Below are 16,126 nucleotides of genomic sequence, written 5' to 3' on the forward strand. Positions count from 1 at the left end.
CTCAGTAACCTCGTTTCAGTTTGCCAGCGGTCGGGAACTCTTTCTCGAAGTCGCTGATGGAAGCGGCGTCCTGCGCAATAGTTGCAGGGCGTGAATTTTCTTTATGGCTGATAGCCTGAGCTACCATCGCGCGGAACGCTGAAGGGTGAACGCCAGAGACGTCTACGCCATGCTGTTCCAGCGCGGTGCGGTAGACATCATCAGCTGAGTCCATCGCAACCAGATCGCCTACAAGCGGCTTAACGTCCTGCTCGGCTTGGCGCACTAAGCGGAAGTTTTCAGCAGCTTTCTTAGTGGCGTTGTCAGTGGCGTGGCGAATGGCAGCGTCCATAGCGGGCTTGTCCACTTTCTCGTCCTTTTCGTCTTTGTCGTCGTCTTTGTCGGCATCCTGAGCAACTGCAGGAGACAGAGCGGCGGAGATTTTGGCGATTACCTCTTCAGATACGCCAGCTTCGCGCAGCAGAGAAATAATCGATTCGTTATCGTCATCACCTGCAACCTTCACTTCTTCTTCCGGCTCAACGCCTTCAGCAGATGCTTCGATGATTTCAACCAGCTCTTCTGGCTCAAGCTCCATGTCGGCGGCCAGTGTCGGTTTGTATTTGCTGGAGATGGCCTGTGCAATTGCCTTCGGTGTTTTGTGGGCATTCAGGATGGCCGTCAGGTCTTTCGGGGCGGCGTCCTGAGCCAGTCGCGGCTTAAGGTACGCTCCCAGCGCTGCACGGATGGCAACGCCTTTGCGGTCTAACTTCATGTGTTTGAACTCCTGTGGGAGAGAATCGCCGACTACTACGTCAGCTCCTGCGCGGCCGGTTTCGACCAGTGCAACGTGGTTCCCGACGATGTCACGCATGACGCCGTCAAATGCTTCGCCATCTGGTGCTTCGCCGGGAGTCATGTCAGCCCTGTACTGGTACGAGGACGACAGTTCTTTTTGCTCTTCAGTCTCAATGCCTGCGATAGCCGAGTTGTCCCAGATGGACAGGCCATTAGCTAAATACGTGCCATCGAAGGAAGCGCTTGAGTGGGTAGAGCCAACCCGATATTCGCGCGGCGGGTCGCCGGGGAAGTCAGGGGTATGAATGCAGAGGATCGGGATGTTGTTGAATGTCTGCGCGGCTTTCTTAAGTTCTTCAGGGTCTCGGTACAGCCGGTAGATTTTGTCAGGGTCAAGGCCCAGCTCTTCGTGACCGGGAATCTCTCGCCCATAGTAGGGGCAGACATTCGCTTTGCTGATGTTGCTGACTGAAACCTGAAGCCTGCCGACATGATCGAGTTTGCGCACGGATGCGCGGTCAAACGCTAACCGTTCGATAGTCATGTGTGCTTCCGTTTAATTAAGTCCGGGGATGATTGGGCGCCAACCGCATTTGCAGCCGGGTAGCTGGCCGGGGAAAATCCACTCACCATCGATAAAGCAACCTTTATCCAGGCGAAAACGTTTCTTTTCTTTACCCGCCTTAACATGTGAATGGCGTGGGTGCTTACCAGCGCCAGAGTGGCTCCATTCACCCTCTACAATCCCAAGCGATTGCTGCCTTGCGGCCTGCATAACAGATGTAGCCTTATTGTTCTGGTCAAGGGCAATGAAGGCGGCGCGACGTCGGGTTATGCCATATCTCTTTTGCAACTCACCCGTGAGGTAGCCAAGGTCGCGACCACTCGCAACGGATCGCATTACCATCCCTTCAACCTGAGTTAAATACTGCTCAGGAATGCTGCGTATCAGCCCAACATTTTCAGCTATGGTCGCCTGCAATGCGTTATTCATCGCTGGCGTCATTTTGAACTGAACCGTCATACCGGCAGTCTCCAGCGCGTTGTAGAGCGACACGTCTGAGTTCTTCTGCGCCTGACCTGCGAACCGGTCAGCAAGCTTTGCGGCCACATCATCGAAACGCTTCTGCCAGCGCTTAGCCAGCTTCTTCATCGCGTCACGCATAAACACCGCTGGGGATGCGTCCATTGCCAATGCGCCGGATGCCCGGTAATTCGCTTTCAGCCAGTACACCACCGAGTCGTTCATTTCGGTGATTAGCTTATCGAGCTGCTTACGGTACCAGGCTTCAACACCGGCGTTAGGTCTTGTCGGGCGGATCGTCTTCGGACTCGGCTTCCTCGTTTTCGTCGAGGTCGCCTTCTTCGATTTCGAGGTCATCGCTTAAGTCCAGTGAGTGATAAGGGCTTTCGGGGTCGTCAGCAATCTTCTGGCGTATTTCCACATTTGATAACGCCTGAACCTGAGTGACGTAAACTGCGTCAGTGTCAGCGTCGATTTTGCGAATCTCAGCCTTCTCTTTCGCGCTCATCTCAAACAGCGGTTCGAACTCGAAGAAGATATCCGGGTCGATTTCTCCAAACTCTGATAGCTGAATAACGTCCATCACACGCTTTAGCGGGCCGCTGAACATTGCCTGCTGTAGTGAGTGGATGTAGTCGTAGAAAACGCGAATCTCGCCGTCTGATGAAGCGTTCAGGCCATTTGGCGTGATACCCAGCAACTTGACCAGCGGGATGCTGGAAACTGCCGCCATGTGCTCCTGAGACTGCGCCTGAAGCACATCAAGGCCAGACAGTGGAGCGTTGACGAATTCAACCGTTTCTTCGCTCTCGCCGATATTGTTCTTGGCAAACACACCACGGTTATCACGGCAGCGGTTAAACAGCTCCATGCGGCTAAGCAGCTCATCCGCGCCATTACCCATCAGCACCTGACTCATGTCGGTACCGAGCACCGGAATGCTGAAGGAGTGAATCATATCGCTGACGCTGTCACGCGTGCGTAGCCAGTTGTTAACGTAAGGCTCCGCCATTTGCACCAGAGACAGCCCGCGGAAGTTATACGAGGACTTCAGCAGGTCTGGCACCTGACGCGATACGAAATCAATCATGCGGCTGGCGTGAACCGTCTTACCCATCACAAACCATTCTGTCGGCTTGTAGAAATCAGGGCTTAGCGGGTTGCTCGCGTTATAAACGCCGGGGTATGTCCAGACAGGCTCGATAACCTGCAACCCTTTCAGACTGCCTTTGGTTATCTTTTTGTCGCTGATAAACAGCTTGCTTTGCAGCTCAGCATCATCAGTCCAGGCCGATACATTTTTAGGCGACAGGACATCGATATAAATCTGTCCACCACCGAAGTAACCATCGTGCTCCGCTGCTTCGCGAAACTTCTCGCGAACCTGATAGCGCTCCAGCGCATCAACCAGTTGCTTAACGCGGTCTGACTTATCGTCATCGCCAACCGTCTTGAGCTTGATCCACTTACGTGTCATCTCTTCGGCGATGGTGCCGACCATCTTGCGATACTCTGGCTTCTGTGCCATTGCTGCGAGATAGGGATAACCGGGGAAGCTGTCGAGGTTGCCGTGGCCCATGCCCATCGCGTAGGCATCATTCATCGCAACGTAGTCGGTCGAGTCCATTGCAAGAAAGGCTGTCTCAATGTTTGCGGGGATGACGCCTTTAGGTGGTTTGTACGGCTGAAACTCTCTGGCAGGCTTTGCTGTGACGCTGGCTACTTCTTCGGGCTTAATCTTCATAACCGGCTTTTCAGGCGGCTTCACCGGCTCAGGCGCGGCGATTTGTTTTTTCTTAAACCACCACATCAAATTCTCCTGAGTTGGTTCGGGTCGATAGCCATTGGCGCGTGTCCTGAAATCAGGTTGTCGTCGATGGCATCCATCCATGTATCAAGAATGTCGTCGTTGTCGTGGCTGTCATCAGCAGAGAACGCGGCGCACTCAGTCATTGCCGTCAGCACCCACGAGGTGTTGCCAGCGACCGTGTTGTCTTCGTAGTAGGTATGGATGATTGCCGCACCGTTCTGATCGTGCGTTGCCGGCACAAACACTTTGCCGGTTTTAATCTGCGGGATGACGTTCAGGCAGCGAACCAGTTTGTTCTGACCGGTGCCGCGTGGAATTTCTTTAACCGGGATGCTCATCTGACCGGGGATGGTGCTGCGCTTCTTCAGCGTGGTGATAAGACCTTGTCCGGCCTGTTTCTCTTCAATCGCCATGTGACGCATTGGCATGACGCGAACAGAGCCGCTCATTTTCCATCTGGCCCAAAGTTCCTCTGCCTTCTTCAGCAGGTCTTCCGGGTCCCAGCGTCCGCGCACCACATCGATGATGTAGAGATTGCCGTCAACGCCCATTCCAACCAGCGTAAACACGGTGTAATCCAGCCAGTCCTCAACCTTGCCGCTGTTCGTATCGACATACACAGCGCGATACTGAAGCTTTGGCAAGGTGACGTATGTCTGAAACCATGCTGTGTCGAGAATACCGCCAGTAAGCGCCATCGGGTTTTGCTGGTACTGAGACAGGAATGTGTAGCGGTCACGCTCCCAAAGAGCAACCAGATCGTTCACATCCTCCATCTGAGGCCAGTATGACCAGTAGCGTTCACCTGATACGGTTACGCACTCTGTGTCTTTGACCGTTTCCCAGCAAAGCGTCTTCCACGGCTCAGCAAGCGACTCGATGTACTTTTCGGTAATCAGCGCCGGTATAGCAACGTGATGGAAGTTTACACCCATACCACCGGACAGCATGAAGCCTGTAGCGTCCTCTGTGTGAAGGCGCTGCTGAATGCTCACGAATGGCGTTGGGTGCTCTTTCGACTTATCGCCGCGACGTGAGCGGATGGTGTTAACCAGCAAGCTATTGGCGCTGTTGCGCCTTGACTCGCTGAGCATGTCGACCGGCTTGTTGTAGTCATCAAGCATCACCATGCCAGAGAAGTCAGGGCCGAAGTAACCTCCGCGACCACCGGTAATTTGTCCATTACTGGAGCGTGAAACCGTCTGACCTGTTGAGCGTGCTTTAACGTCCAGTATCTCCCACTCTTCAGCCTGATTAACGCCAAATGAGCAAGGCCACAGCTCCTGATATTCTTTGCTGGCGATAATGTCGCGGGTGCGGCGTGAGTTACGCTTAACCAGCGTGTCAGCGAATGAGATGTTCAGGTTGCGAAAGCGCTTTAACTTACCTTCCTGCACCAACGCGTTAACGTAGGCTGGAAAGTGGATGGAGAAAAATTCTGTCTTTGTTCCACCTGGCGGAATGTTGATTATCAGATTGCGCGGCTGCAACTCACCGGCGATCAGGTCATCAATCTTCGATGCCATCAAGCGGTGATGCCAGTTAACCAGCAGGCGATCGCCCTGAATCAGTTCGAACCATAAGCGGGTGAAGTTGAGAAACGACTTGGTTGATTTTGACTTAACGGCAACGCGCTCTGGGAACGGTAAATCCTCCCATTCGATTACTCTCGCCATATCAGTCTAATCCGTCTAGTTTCCCCTCGAGCTGCTGCTGAGCGGCTGCGTAATCTGCTGGGGAATAATTCACTACCTGAATCGGCAGGCCATCTTTGCCAACAAGCTCTGATTTAACGTTGGCTTTGAATGCCTGAACGGTGACGTGATCGCCAACCAATCGTAATGCTGCAGCTGCGCCTTTGGCGTCGAAAGCGTAAACGACATTGCCTTTCTCATCGGTTACGACATCACCGCGCCTGTCGGTCAATGGCTCAACCTCTTGCATGCATCGCTCGTGAAGCTTTACGGCCTGCTTGAGCACATAGTCGGCGTCAATCTGCACCCTCTCCATGCGATCTTTGTTTAGCTCCGCTATCAACTCCTGAATGTGAGGTTTTGTGAGGTTCTCATATCCAGTCTCTTTGGCGGTCTTTTCGCTGTAACCCGCCCTGATAGCTGCCTGAGTGGCATTGAGGTCTTTCAGGTACTCACGGGCAAACAGCTCTTGCTTGTCGGTGAGCTTTGCCATTTATTTCTCTTCAATAAATTCAGGTTCGATATTGAATGCCAGCACCTCACGCAAATTCACCCCACTCTGCGCACCATCAAGGTTTTCGAAGAGAAGGAATCCCGCGTCGATGTTTGGGTTTGGTGAGCGCTGAGCGCCAACAAGAATACGATCGCCACCATGAGAAAATGATGCTTGGGTAGTGATGAACACATTCCAGTGCTTGATTAGCTTCGCCATCAAATCAATCCTGCAGTTCGTGCCTTCGCAAGCAGCGCATTGAAGTCTGTCACCAGTCCAGCAACATCGGTTGCGGTTGAATCAGCCTGCGTTGCCATTTTCTTCACGCCACCGATCGCAGTGGTTGTTGCTGCCGGTAGCGTGTATTCACCACCCTCAGCATCTTCAGGGGTTGCTACGTCTACCGGGTAGCCGCCAACTGACATGCATTTAGTGCTCATGTTCGATTCCTCGCTTGGGTAAATCATTATCAGAGCCACTTGGAAAAGTTGATGGCTCTTGTAATGCCTTACAGGTACTTCTGCGCCAGCGCTTTCAGTTCATCTTTAGCTGCAACTCCCAGTTGAGCGACGCCGTGCTCAACGAAAGTGAATGCTGCTTCGAAGTCTTTCACGCCGGTTTTTACTGCAACTACTGGAGATGCTTCTTGTGCTTCTACTGCAACTGGCTCTGATGCGGTAATATCGCTCACGATGCTTTCCCTGGTTGAAGGCTCTGATTTAGTCAGCAGCCATTTAAGTGGATTCATTTCTTGTCTCCGCACAGCTTGTCGTACAGGTCGTTGTGAGCGTTGATAGCCCGGACGGTTCTGATGTCCATGACCTTGTAGTCGTCGCCGTGGGTGATGATGGGTGAGAATGCGCTACAGGATGAATCGACTACCTGTGTTGGCTGGTTAGTCGGCTGAGTTGTACTTCGACCGCTGCAGCTTGTCGCGAGCAGCACTATCGCTAATGCCGGAATTAATCGACTGAACATTCTTGGCGGCCTCCGCGTTCTCATTCTGTTTCTTCGCTACCGCCTCAACCTGGCTCTTATCTTTTTCAGCAGCAGCCACATCTGCCTTTGCCTGCGTCTGGACAGTGCCAACTTTCTTACCTCCGAAATAACTCGTCAGTAATGCAGCCACGACAGCAACTGCGGCCAGAACGTAATTCCAGCCGCCAGAGAAGAGGGAGAGTATTTCGCTCATGGATTACCTCTCATCTGGTCAGCTCGGTCTTTCAGTTTGTTCTGCCTCACATACTGAGCAAGCACAGCCATCACCATCAACGTGGGGCTGATGTAACCAAGCAGGTTTGGCGGGATGAAGCTCTTCAGGTCAGGAGGTAGCGAGTTCCATGCATCAAGCGCAGCATTTGGAAACTGCATCATGTAGCCGGTCACCGCCGCCGAGATTGCACCAAGCCACACGCTCCACGCCTTAAACAACAATTTGGCATGGGCAACGAATTCGAGACTGGTGTATTTGCGGATCAGCAGCAGCGCGATAATCATCACGAAGATATTCAGTAGCCATACAAGGAATGTCATATCAGCCCCTTGTAGATGTCGTAGCTGCCGGTGCGCATCACATCGGCGTGACGTAAAGCGCGATTCTTTGTCTGGCGAGCCCACAGGCTATTCATCATCCCGTTAGCTGCACCAGTGAAGTTGCCCACTGCAATCATCGACAGTGTGTTTTTGAAACCAGCCAGGCCATTGGTGCCAAGCTGGTACGCCATGCTAACCAGCATATCCGAACGTGCTGGATTGCATTGCTTCAGCGCAGCGTAGATTGCGGGGTTAGCACGCATCTCTGCTGTTTTAACGTCGACCAGTTCCTGCAGCCACACATCTGAAACATTCTTTGATAGCGTGAACGTGTAGTTGGTGACCGGTGAGCCTTTAGGGCCAATCAGGAAGCCGGTGCCGATTGTCGGGTAACCTTCAGAGTCGATATAAGCGCGTGGCTTAAAACCTTCCTCAAAATTGAGGATCTGAATAATCTGGCTCATCGCTTCTGATCCTCCTGAATGTCCCGGTTAATCTGCTGAGGTAGCTGTTCAACTTTCTGCTTAATTTCATTAACCACTTTGTCTCGCGCTTCCGTCTTTGGAAGGTATTCAGACCGGGCAAGGAAATACCCTGATGACATTCCACCAAGGAAGATAGCCAGCGAGGTAAGAGAGACGATGAGCACGGTGCGCAGGGTGACGGGACGATCGTCCAGTAATTCTGTCATCGTTAAACCCTCAGTGAATCCCTGAGCTCTACCACCTGCTTCATCAGCTCGATGTTGGATGTGGTGAGTTCGTGAATTTGTTCTTTGAGAAGAGTGTTCTGCTCTTCGAGATGTCGCTGAGATTCCTGGATGAGCCGGAGGGAGGTTTTTGTCTCTCCAATCTCCGCCCAGTATTTTCGGATAGTCTCGTCGCGCTGCTCTATCTCATCGCGAAGCTCTTTGTTTTCCGCCTTTGTGCTTTTGAGCTCATCGGTTAGAAACTGAAGCATGTTCATCTGAGAGCGGTCATTGGCGTTTGCCGCCCTGCCGCTTACCCAGTATCTGGAGAATCCAAGAATTCCAGCGACGCACGCAGCAAGTGAACCGCCGGCGCCTATGAAAAACTCTTTGGTAATTTCGAAGTCCATAGCCGTCTCCGGCGATCCCGGATATTCCGGCCCATTGCTGTGAATAAAAGACGCCCGATGCCAGACACGATAACGAGGGATGTTTAAGTTGATTGGCATGGGCGAAAGAGGTGATCAGCTCTATGGCTGACCTTTAATCTCAGGCAATCGCAAAAGTGCCTGATTTTGAGATTTGGTTGCTGGATGCCGCAGTTTCGAACCGTCCAGCGCGGAAGCCTCATGACCCATCAGCGGCGTTGGTTCCCGCATCATCCTTTCAGATGCGGGGCATTCCAGCTGGCTGCCAGAATCCAGAAAAACAAAAAGCCCCATCGGTTAAGACGGGGCTTTCGGCCTGATATGCGAGATGAATGATTGGACTAAAGAACAATACACATCAGGCGATTCACTTTTTACAAAAACTTTTTTCGGGTGTCAATATCGCAAAAAAGCCCCGCTAGCTGGTGAGGCTACGAGGCTCTTTAACTATCTCACTGTGATGGAATTTGTCGCTGCTGGCTCATTTAAGAACACTTACGGCAGCTTACATCCAAATTGTGGCTCATTGGCTCAATGGAGTCAACCCCTACTATGCGACTTTTCTAATTTTCACTACACGTTTGCGATCGTTAAATGCATTTAGCAGCGGAGTATAGAGAAGATACAAACTCGCATTGAGTATTTCGTCCACTTCTCGCCGGCAAGTAATCATCGACGGTACGCGATAGCTTTCACCACCGCGACCCGACATTTTGCGAGGACTTGCGCACTTGTGATAGTAAGATGCGATCGCACGCTTGGAAGAGCCGTGAGCGTAGTAACTGAGCAGGATGCCAAGGGCTTTTTTATCGATGCACATGACGGAGTCCACGACCTGAGAAATCAAGAGTCCGTCATCATCGTTGCACATTGGCCGGTAAGGATATGATTGTGGTTCAACAGTAGCCATGTATTGCGCTATGACGCTGGTCATGCGCTTTTCAAGCCTTCCCGAATATACCCATGCTCCCCACAGTTCTAACCAGCCATTAAGCCAGTCATGTTGATCTTTGCTGAGATTAAGCTCGCGTACTGGCATGGTGCCCTCCCATCAATTTTGCTGAGTTCCGGATAATTCGATAGTTGATCTCATACATGCCGCGCATCTTCATGATGCGTAGCCGGAGCCACTTTTGTCTTAGGAAATCGGTCATGATGGTCTCCCGGTTAATGCCCTAATCGCTTTGTACTTCTGCATGAAGCGATAGCCTTTGTTCATTGCACGTAGTGACCTCATTCGCTTTCGATGCTGCATGTGCTTCCTGGGCATCCAAACAAACAAGAGTGTTCCCCATGCGGCAATGATGAAAACCACATCCCAGTTCATGCTGCCTCTCTTTGCTTATTCAGCTCTCTGGTTTTCTGCCGGTAGTGCGCCGCCAGCTCCTGCAATTCTTCCCGCGTCCACTTCTTCTGCTCATGCGGACCCATCAGGCGGTCGAAAGCTTCCCGCCCTATTTTGGCAATCAGGTTCGGCTTGTATCCGGGGATGTTTCCACTGAGGTGGTGGTTGCAAGGCATGCACTGTTTGTGACATCCGTCTTCATCGAAGCGGGTTTCTGGAGAAGCCTTTACCGTTCTGAAGTGCCCTGCGTGCCATTGGCCTTGATGCATACGTCCGCAGCTGATACAGCAATCATCCGCGTCACGGGTTCTGATGAACTCGTTGAACGCCTGCTGAGCCAGCTTTGTCCAGTGGCTTAATGGCTTTGCATCTGCTTTCCGCTGGTTCCATGCAGCACGCTCCTCTTTCGCCTGACGCTTTTGTTTGCGCTCGGTGATTTGGTTAGCGAGTTGAATGGCACATTTGGGTGAGCAGACGGTTTGAAGGCTATTGCGGGGGATAAATTTTTCAGGGCAGCATTTGCATTTCTTCGGCTTCGGCGGTTTCGGCTTGATGCCTTTAGCCATCATCGTCTCCTGTCATGCCGAAATTGGGATCGGCTTCCTGTAGATGGTCGGCGCAATCTGTGCAGCAGTAGGTCTCGCAATCGGCCAGGGTAATGGCGCAGAACACGCACACCAAAGCAGATAGCTCGCCAGCGCCAGTAGGCTGATTTGATGGGGCTGTGTTGCTCATACTCCTCCCACTTGAGGTCGTTTTCGCATTGGTTGCATGCGATTTCGTAGTAGTGCTTATCTTCACTGGTGAGGATGGTGTGGCAGCGGTGGCAGCGTTCACGCGGCATTTTCTTCCTCCCGATAGCGCTCAAACCAGAAAATAACTGGTGCCTGCGTTACCTCGATTTGTCCAAATCGCTCAGCAGTGCGGAAGTTGACGCTTGAGGCTCTTGCTCTCTCCACCTGCTTTGCAATTTGTTCGCGAAACACCTCAACACTAAATGTCGCTTTGAAGAGATTGCACGGTGCGCATGCCGGGTAATGATTTTCAATGTTCTCTCTCGAGGCATACGTAACATCTCCGGTGTTCCTCAGCTTCCACAGCCCTTTTTTCCTCGCTACTTCGTCAATTTCAGAGATGCGCAGAACCGGCTCAACGTGGTCTGCATGCCAGCCTTTCTCTGGCAGTAGGCAGCCGCAATATGCACATCGCCCGCCAAACTTCATACGCAGCGCTGAGCGTTGCTTGGTGGTTAGCTTCATCGGGTAAACCTCATCCTGTCCCATTTCGCGCGCAGCAATCCGTAGGTGTAGTCAAAAGTCTTCACCTCACTGGCTGGCGGTATGGGTTTGCGTTTTGAGCGGGTTCGCTTGGTGGGCTGGAATATCAGGTGGTCGATGCAGATTTGAGTGGGTGATTTACGCTGTCTGCTCATCTCGCCCTCGCACACATATGGCGGCATGTATCGATGCTGCATCCCATTCGCTGGCTGATGATTGCGTATGTCAGCCCCATTTTTCTAAGCCTCCCTACCTTGTTGCACTCTTCCTGTGTGTGGTGTTGGTATCTGCCTTTGCTCATGCTGCGCACCTATATTCAGTGGTTACGGTTCCCGGCGTGCCGGTGGTGAACATTGCGTTGCGATCGGGATGCTCTGGCTTCACTTCCATCAGGCCGTCAAAGCGCTGATATACGCAGTGAGGTTTCTTATGGACGTACGCCAGCCACGCAGCTTCTTCGATGGCTGCGCCAATATCGGTAAAGGGTGTCATTGGTTAACTTCCGAATCGGTTAGCCCACTCGGCGGCGCGTGCTGATTCATCGCTGAATCTGACGTTATGCTCTGCGCCGAATGCGTGGATGATGGTTATCAGGTCGCGCATCTCGCCGACGCGCATCTTGCTGGTTGACTGGCCCAGCACTACAAAGCCGCCGTCGATACCCGGCACGGTTTCCTGCTTCTTCAGCGCGGCGCTGAAAACGTGCTTCCAGCTCTCCGAGTCCAGCTTTCGCCCATACCAGACAACCTGTGATGAAACGTCATGCAGGCAGGCCCATAGCATGCGGTTCTGCGCAAGGCTGCGGGTGTCTTCCTGGATGGTTACTTGCAGCGGTTTGTCGGTATCGGTGGGTAATTGCTGGATGACGCTGATGCAGTGTTGCCGGACGTTGCTGTTACGCAACAGGTAACGTTGTGTCTCCATGCCTGGCCTCAATCATTTTCTGCACCAATGCCAAAGCCTCATCAACGATGCGCTTAGTCTCTGGTGTAGGGTTGGTGTCGTGGATGCTGTCGATTAGTTCGTAGAGATTGCGGAGTGGGTCAGGACGGAGTGGGATTACGTTGCTCATCTGATTTCACCTTGATTCCATTAACAGCGAGTCTCGCGGTCATCTTCTCAAGCGATACTGCTGGGCCTATCTCGGCAGTAATAACGCGGGGTGGCAAGCTGATTTCGATAGCGCCGCGGCTGGCCTGCCATGCTGACCACGCTATATTCCGCAACCGATGTCGCTCGAACATGCTCATGCTGGACACTTTTCCAATCCAGTGAATTTGAAACCATGCTTCAAACTGCTCCCTGCTGGTTTCCCCCCCTCCACTTTCACGGCAATCATCGCCGCTGGTTTGATGGTTGGTGAACTGGTTCACGATGCCTCCGGTTCGAATCGCTGGTTCCAGTCCTGCACCATCAGCTCATATTGACCTTCAGCAGCGGAGTACTGCGGCTCATGGTCTTCGAGGATGCAGTTTTCAGCATGCTCAACGTGCAAGTAATGCCAGCTTCTGTTGCTTTGAATTTGCGCAGCACCACCGCAGAACGGACACGGCTTCAGTTTCTCTCTCATCCTTCCCTCCCATCATTTTCAATCTGCCGGTAGGTGTCCGTTATCAAATCTGGCTTATCCGTTATCAACGGTGCGTTATCCGTTATCATTTCCTGCTGCTCCAGAACTGGCAGGGCAATCTCAAGTGCTTGCATCATGTACTCGCTTTTTATGCTCAGTACTTGCTGCTCTGCGCCAGCGCGGAGCATCGCTAAAGCGTGTCTGGCTTTATCTGCGGTTAGTTTGTTCATTGGCAACTCCTTGACTATCTACGAATGAAACTACCTCGTGTGGGAATCGCTGCAGGAATCGTTTGTAACCACAGAACACGTTGTGATGGGTTCCAGCTGCGTTGAATAGCACCTGAAATCCATTACTTGCGCGGCACACGTTTAAAACAGTGACATACGCATGGGGAAAGTTGATGTTTGAGCAGTACATCCGACCATTCATCGCGTCTCGCAAAGCGAACATCTGTTCAATTCTCGTCATCTGAATCCACCTTTAGTTTTGCTCTTGCCGCCTTTTTCGGAACGGGAATCAGCATTCAATTTCATGCTCATAGCCCTCTTGGTTAATCTGACTTAAATTGACCGGATCCAGCCCGGATAAGGAGCTGCTGAAGTAATACGGCTTTTCGGCGCCCGGGACGTGGCGCGATTTGGTGCAGATGATTTCAGTGATGCCTTTGAATTCGGTCTGCGGGTTGTATTTGTCGTCGCGATAAACCATGAAAATTACGTCAGCCTCTTGCTCGATAACGCCTGATTCACGCAGGTCAGAGTTGACCGGGCGCTTATTGGCGCGTTGCTCAAGGTTTCGGTTTAACTGCGCCAGTGCGATGACCGGGCAACGCAATTCCTTAGCGAGGTTTTTCAAGCCGGTGGCGATCTCCCCTACTGACTGATTCATGTTTTCCGGGTTCGTCATTTTCATCTTCTGGAGGTAGTCCACGATGATTACGCCAAGACCGCCTGTCTGCTTATGCATGCGGCGCGCTTCAGATCGAATCTGATGGACGCTTAATGCGGTTTTGTCATTGATGTGAATTGGCGCCCCCTGGAAGTCCTGAAGCGCCATGCTTAGCTTTGCCCACGCCGCATCACAAACGCTTTTGTCGCTCTCGTTGAGAAGCTGCTCTTTGCTGATCCGGGCGCGGTGATAAGCGATGCGCTGGGAAATCTGCTCGATAGGCATTTCAAGGCTGAAGAACAGTACAGGCTTTTTGCTGTGAAGCGCCACGCACTCTGTAACCGTCGTGCTGAACATGGTTTTACCCATACCAGGACGACCGCCAACCACGATGAAATCGGTGTTGTTGAAGCCACCGAATGCTTCGTCGATTGTCTTCATACCTAGCTGGGTGCGGTGCTTCCAGATGTCGCCATTGATGATCGACTCAATCTCGTTGATGGAAATGTTGATGCCGTCCATGATGTGACGTGTTCCGTCATCCTGCTGCGTCTCAATGGCGCCAATCTCCGACTGAATGCTGCCGATGATATCTACCAGCGGAACAATCCCCGGATCCTGCAGTTTGCTTATGCCGGCATTCAGCGTTGCCTGCGCACGACGACCAAGCGTTAACTCTTTCAGCTTCGCGCTGTAGGCGCCAAGGTTACGCGCGGATGGCGTGTTTTTGGTGATTTCAGCCAGGTATGCGAAGCCGCCAGCCATATCGATTTCGCCGGTTTGCTCCAGTTCGGCACTGAGCGTCAGCAGATCGATTTTGGCGCCACTCAGGTGCAGTCGCTTTATGGCACCAATTACCAGTCGGTGTGATGAGCTGGTAAAGTCATCAGCCGTCAAGTTCTCGATAGCGTCCATCGCGCTGTCCTGCAAATCCTCGATTGAGGATGCCAGCATCATTGAACCAATAACGCTCTGTTCAACGTACATGTCTGAATATCTGGTAATTTGATTCATGCCATCACTCCCTGTTTTGACTGCTTGTACTCGCGGCGGGCTTGCTCGTAGACCTTCGCCCAGTTTTTGGCATCGAGGATCCAGTCCAGTGTCAGCCATGTTTTTTCATGCAATCCGTCACACAGCTTGGATTTGCGGATCAGGTCGAACACGGTGGCGAAGTGCTTCACTTCACGCCATGCGCCGTTATTGGTTTTCCCATTCCACACGCGCTCCATTCCACGGTATGCCGGCCGCGATTTGTTCCATTCATGTGATTCCACTGCTCGCTCCGGGAATTTGGCATTCCAGAGATTGACCAGTTCGTCATGGGGGCATGGCGCCGGGTTGCGTTCTGTGCAGTCATTCCATTTGAGGGCGTCAGACAGGTAGGTATCGAACCGCGTCATGCGGCACAGGTTGTTTGGCGATGGTTTGTTCTTCCAGACCTTGAATGCCCACTCCGTTACCAGCTTGACCTCTTCAGCGCTGTAACAAACACCTTTGGCTTTCACAGTGCTGAGGGCTTTTTCAAAAGGGGCTGTTGATGAGCATCTGCTGTCGGTCGTCTGGTTATAAAAATCCAGGCATTCTTGAGCGAGATCTGAATCGCCCCCTTGGGGGGTTAGGGGGGTATTTTCTTTTGTATTTAAATAATGTCTTTTGTGTGTCTCTGACTTAGAGACTCGAACTGTCTCTAGCTTAGAGACTTTTTTTGTCTCCAGATTAGAGACAAGGTTGCTAACTTGGAGACTCTTGCTGAAATGCCACGCTGAAACCTCCTTGTTAATGCCGATTTGATTGCCATTTCTGAACAGGCAATTCATTTCCAGCAGCTCTTTTTTTGCCTTGTTCACGTTCTGGCGAGAGATGCCGGTAATGGCAGATATTTGCTCATCAGCGATGCGATCTGACTTCTTGTTGAAACCATATGTCTTGCGCATATAGGCAAGCATTATCTTCAACTGGCGAGCGGTAAGATCAGCGCTTGCAATGGCTTCCAGAAGCTCGTTAGCGACTTTGGTATAACCATCATCGATATCGACCACTCTGCGCTCCACGGGCTGCTGATTGGCCCCGAAATTTGCATAGGCTACGTTGTTCATTTTGCCCTCTCCTTCGCTCTGTGCTCTTCCAGAATTTTCTTCAACTTCTCAGCCACCTTCGGGTTGAACGCTTTGCAGAATTCGATGCGGGCAAGGTTTTTGTGCATTTCTGCCTGGTACACGACGTGTTTCTTTGTCATAATTACCCCTGTGATTTGATCCAGTCATTTCGCATCAGGCCTCAAACGTTCCCGCGTTTGGGGCTTTTTCTTTGGCGCTTATCGCCTCAATCGTTTCCTGCACTAACCGGCCCATCGGGCTAACTTCCCAAGCCATACGAGCCGTACAAATCACAGCTGCAATAAAGCGCCAGTCAGCGCGGCTAATCTTCGTCTCATGGCACCCAACGCCTTTAGCGAACTCTCGCCCGGTCATTTGAGACACAGCCAGTAAAAGATCTGTTTGAGTGCGGTTAATCTCGCTCTCTGTTGGTTTGCTGTAGTTTGCTGATTCCATTGCGTAATATTCCTTTGTTGAATAAGTAATTGCGTGACATT

The 16,126-nt window shown here is 51.9% G+C and carries 28 protein-coding genes; all 28 read right to left on the reverse strand.

Annotated elements, in window-relative coordinates; genetic code table 11:
* Position 1: 1 nt before the first annotated feature.
* Positions 2 to 1,321: a DUF2213 domain-containing protein gene (locus K5Y32_RS07165; RefSeq protein WP_222182444.1), complete on the reverse strand. Its 1,320-nt coding sequence runs from the start codon at positions 1,319 to 1,321 to the stop codon at positions 2 to 4.
* Positions 1,322 to 1,333: 12 nt separating this feature from the next.
* A complete protein-coding gene (locus K5Y32_RS07170; protein WP_222182930.1) occupies positions 1,334 to 2,026 on the reverse strand; it encodes a phage head morphogenesis protein in 693 nt (230 codons plus the stop codon).
* 52 nt (positions 2,027 to 2,078) lie between these two features.
* The gene (locus K5Y32_RS07175; RefSeq protein ID WP_222182447.1) at positions 2,079 to 3,611 is read right to left on the reverse strand and encodes a DUF1073 domain-containing protein; all 1,533 of its coding nucleotides are present in this window, start codon (positions 3,609 to 3,611) and stop codon (positions 2,079 to 2,081) included.
* Positions 3,611 to 5,287, reverse strand: coding sequence for a phage terminase large subunit (gene terL, locus K5Y32_RS07180; RefSeq protein ID WP_222182449.1), 1,677 nt, complete (start codon positions 5,285 to 5,287; stop codon positions 3,611 to 3,613). Before terL ends, K5Y32_RS07175 begins: the two co-directional genes overlap by 1 nt.
* Before the next feature lies 1 nt (position 5,288).
* Positions 5,289 to 5,798: a terminase small subunit gene (locus K5Y32_RS07185; protein WP_222182451.1), complete on the reverse strand. Its 510-nt coding sequence runs from the start codon at positions 5,796 to 5,798 to the stop codon at positions 5,289 to 5,291.
* Positions 5,799 to 6,017: a hypothetical protein gene (locus K5Y32_RS07190; RefSeq protein ID WP_222182453.1), complete on the reverse strand. Its 219-nt coding sequence runs from the start codon at positions 6,015 to 6,017 to the stop codon at positions 5,799 to 5,801. It abuts the gene before it with no gap.
* Complete coding sequence (locus K5Y32_RS07195) at positions 6,017 to 6,238, reverse strand: head fiber protein (RefSeq protein ID WP_222182455.1); 222 nt, start codon at positions 6,236 to 6,238, stop codon at positions 6,017 to 6,019. The genes K5Y32_RS07190 and K5Y32_RS07195 overlap by 1 nt, the downstream gene beginning before the upstream one ends.
* Before the next feature lie 68 nt (positions 6,239 to 6,306).
* Positions 6,307 to 6,546 (reverse strand): hypothetical protein, encoded by a 240-nt coding sequence (locus tag K5Y32_RS07200; RefSeq protein WP_222182456.1) that lies wholly within the window; start codon positions 6,544 to 6,546, stop codon positions 6,307 to 6,309.
* A 147-nt stretch (positions 6,547 to 6,693) separates the two neighbouring features.
* Entirely contained in the window at positions 6,694 to 6,990 is a 297-nt protein-coding gene (locus K5Y32_RS07205) for a hypothetical protein (RefSeq protein ID WP_222182458.1), read from the reverse strand.
* Positions 6,987 to 7,331: a hypothetical protein gene (locus tag K5Y32_RS07210; protein ID WP_222182460.1), complete on the reverse strand. Its 345-nt coding sequence runs from the start codon at positions 7,329 to 7,331 to the stop codon at positions 6,987 to 6,989. Before K5Y32_RS07210 ends, K5Y32_RS07205 begins: the two co-directional genes overlap by 4 nt.
* Positions 7,328 to 7,795, reverse strand: a complete 468-nt coding sequence (locus K5Y32_RS07215; RefSeq protein WP_222182462.1) for a glycoside hydrolase family protein — start codon at positions 7,793 to 7,795, stop codon at positions 7,328 to 7,330. The genes K5Y32_RS07210 and K5Y32_RS07215 overlap by 4 nt, the downstream gene beginning before the upstream one ends.
* On the reverse strand, positions 7,792 to 8,022 hold the full coding sequence (locus K5Y32_RS07220; RefSeq protein ID WP_222182956.1) for a hypothetical protein: 231 nt from the start codon (positions 8,020 to 8,022) through the stop codon (positions 7,792 to 7,794). The genes K5Y32_RS07215 and K5Y32_RS07220 overlap by 4 nt, the downstream gene beginning before the upstream one ends.
* 2 nt (positions 8,023 to 8,024) lie before the next feature.
* Entirely contained in the window at positions 8,025 to 8,429 is a 405-nt protein-coding gene (locus K5Y32_RS07225) for a hypothetical protein (protein ID WP_101763997.1), read from the reverse strand.
* Positions 8,430 to 8,997: 568 nt separating this feature from the next.
* Positions 8,998 to 9,486 (reverse strand): antiterminator Q family protein, encoded by a 489-nt coding sequence (locus tag K5Y32_RS07230; protein WP_222182464.1) that lies wholly within the window; start codon positions 9,484 to 9,486, stop codon positions 8,998 to 9,000.
* Complete coding sequence (locus K5Y32_RS25015; protein ID WP_222182467.1) at positions 9,467 to 9,601, reverse strand: YlcG family protein; 135 nt, start codon at positions 9,599 to 9,601, stop codon at positions 9,467 to 9,469. The genes K5Y32_RS07230 and K5Y32_RS25015 overlap by 20 nt, the downstream gene beginning before the upstream one ends.
* 169 nt (positions 9,602 to 9,770) lie before the next feature.
* Positions 9,771 to 10,358 (reverse strand): recombination protein NinG, encoded by a 588-nt coding sequence (locus K5Y32_RS07240; protein WP_222182931.1) that lies wholly within the window; start codon positions 10,356 to 10,358, stop codon positions 9,771 to 9,773.
* Entirely contained in the window at positions 10,351 to 10,527 is a 177-nt protein-coding gene (locus K5Y32_RS07245; RefSeq protein WP_222182469.1) for a hypothetical protein, read from the reverse strand. The genes K5Y32_RS07240 and K5Y32_RS07245 overlap by 8 nt, the downstream gene beginning before the upstream one ends.
* A gap of 98 nt (positions 10,528 to 10,625) precedes the next feature.
* Complete coding sequence (locus K5Y32_RS07250; protein WP_222182471.1) at positions 10,626 to 11,051, reverse strand: HNH endonuclease; 426 nt, start codon at positions 11,049 to 11,051, stop codon at positions 10,626 to 10,628.
* Positions 11,048 to 11,224 carry a NinE family protein gene (locus K5Y32_RS07255; protein ID WP_222182473.1) on the reverse strand — a complete coding sequence of 59 codons (177 nt, stop codon included), beginning with the start codon at positions 11,222 to 11,224 and terminating at the stop codon, positions 11,048 to 11,050. Before K5Y32_RS07255 ends, K5Y32_RS07250 begins: the two co-directional genes overlap by 4 nt.
* A gap of 142 nt (positions 11,225 to 11,366) precedes the next feature.
* Positions 11,367 to 11,561, reverse strand: a complete 195-nt coding sequence (locus K5Y32_RS07260) for a hypothetical protein (RefSeq protein WP_222182475.1) — start codon at positions 11,559 to 11,561, stop codon at positions 11,367 to 11,369.
* Between the two features lie 3 nt (positions 11,562 to 11,564).
* A complete protein-coding gene (locus K5Y32_RS07265) occupies positions 11,565 to 11,993 on the reverse strand; it encodes a recombination protein NinB (protein ID WP_222182476.1) in 429 nt (142 codons plus the stop codon).
* Positions 11,994 to 12,112: 119 nt separating this feature from the next.
* Positions 12,113 to 12,442 carry a hypothetical protein gene (locus K5Y32_RS07270; RefSeq protein ID WP_222182478.1) on the reverse strand — a complete coding sequence of 110 codons (330 nt, stop codon included), beginning with the start codon at positions 12,440 to 12,442 and terminating at the stop codon, positions 12,113 to 12,115.
* On the reverse strand, positions 12,439 to 12,639 hold the full coding sequence (locus K5Y32_RS07275; RefSeq protein ID WP_222182480.1) for a Lar family restriction alleviation protein: 201 nt from the start codon (positions 12,637 to 12,639) through the stop codon (positions 12,439 to 12,441). The genes K5Y32_RS07270 and K5Y32_RS07275 overlap by 4 nt, the downstream gene beginning before the upstream one ends.
* The gene (locus K5Y32_RS07280) at positions 12,636 to 12,869 is read right to left on the reverse strand and encodes a hypothetical protein (RefSeq protein WP_222182482.1); all 234 of its coding nucleotides are present in this window, start codon (positions 12,867 to 12,869) and stop codon (positions 12,636 to 12,638) included. The genes K5Y32_RS07275 and K5Y32_RS07280 overlap by 4 nt, the downstream gene beginning before the upstream one ends.
* A gap of 289 nt (positions 12,870 to 13,158) precedes the next feature.
* A complete protein-coding gene (locus tag K5Y32_RS07285; RefSeq protein WP_255602415.1) occupies positions 13,159 to 14,544 on the reverse strand; it encodes a replicative DNA helicase in 1,386 nt (461 codons plus the stop codon).
* Complete coding sequence (locus K5Y32_RS07290; protein ID WP_222182484.1) at positions 14,541 to 15,629, reverse strand: replication protein; 1,089 nt, start codon at positions 15,627 to 15,629, stop codon at positions 14,541 to 14,543. The genes K5Y32_RS07285 and K5Y32_RS07290 overlap by 4 nt, the downstream gene beginning before the upstream one ends.
* A complete protein-coding gene (locus K5Y32_RS07295; protein ID WP_222182486.1) occupies positions 15,626 to 15,769 on the reverse strand; it encodes a hypothetical protein in 144 nt (47 codons plus the stop codon). The genes K5Y32_RS07290 and K5Y32_RS07295 overlap by 4 nt, the downstream gene beginning before the upstream one ends.
* 34 nt (positions 15,770 to 15,803) lie before the next feature.
* On the reverse strand, positions 15,804 to 16,085 hold the full coding sequence (locus K5Y32_RS07300; RefSeq protein WP_049852105.1) for a CII family transcriptional regulator: 282 nt from the start codon (positions 16,083 to 16,085) through the stop codon (positions 15,804 to 15,806).
* Between the last annotated feature and the right edge of the window lie 41 nt (positions 16,086 to 16,126).

It is taken from the genome of Pantoea sp. DY-15 (genome assembly GCF_019795935.1).
Classification (GTDB): Bacteria; Pseudomonadota; Gammaproteobacteria; order Enterobacterales; family Enterobacteriaceae; genus Pantoea; species Pantoea leporis.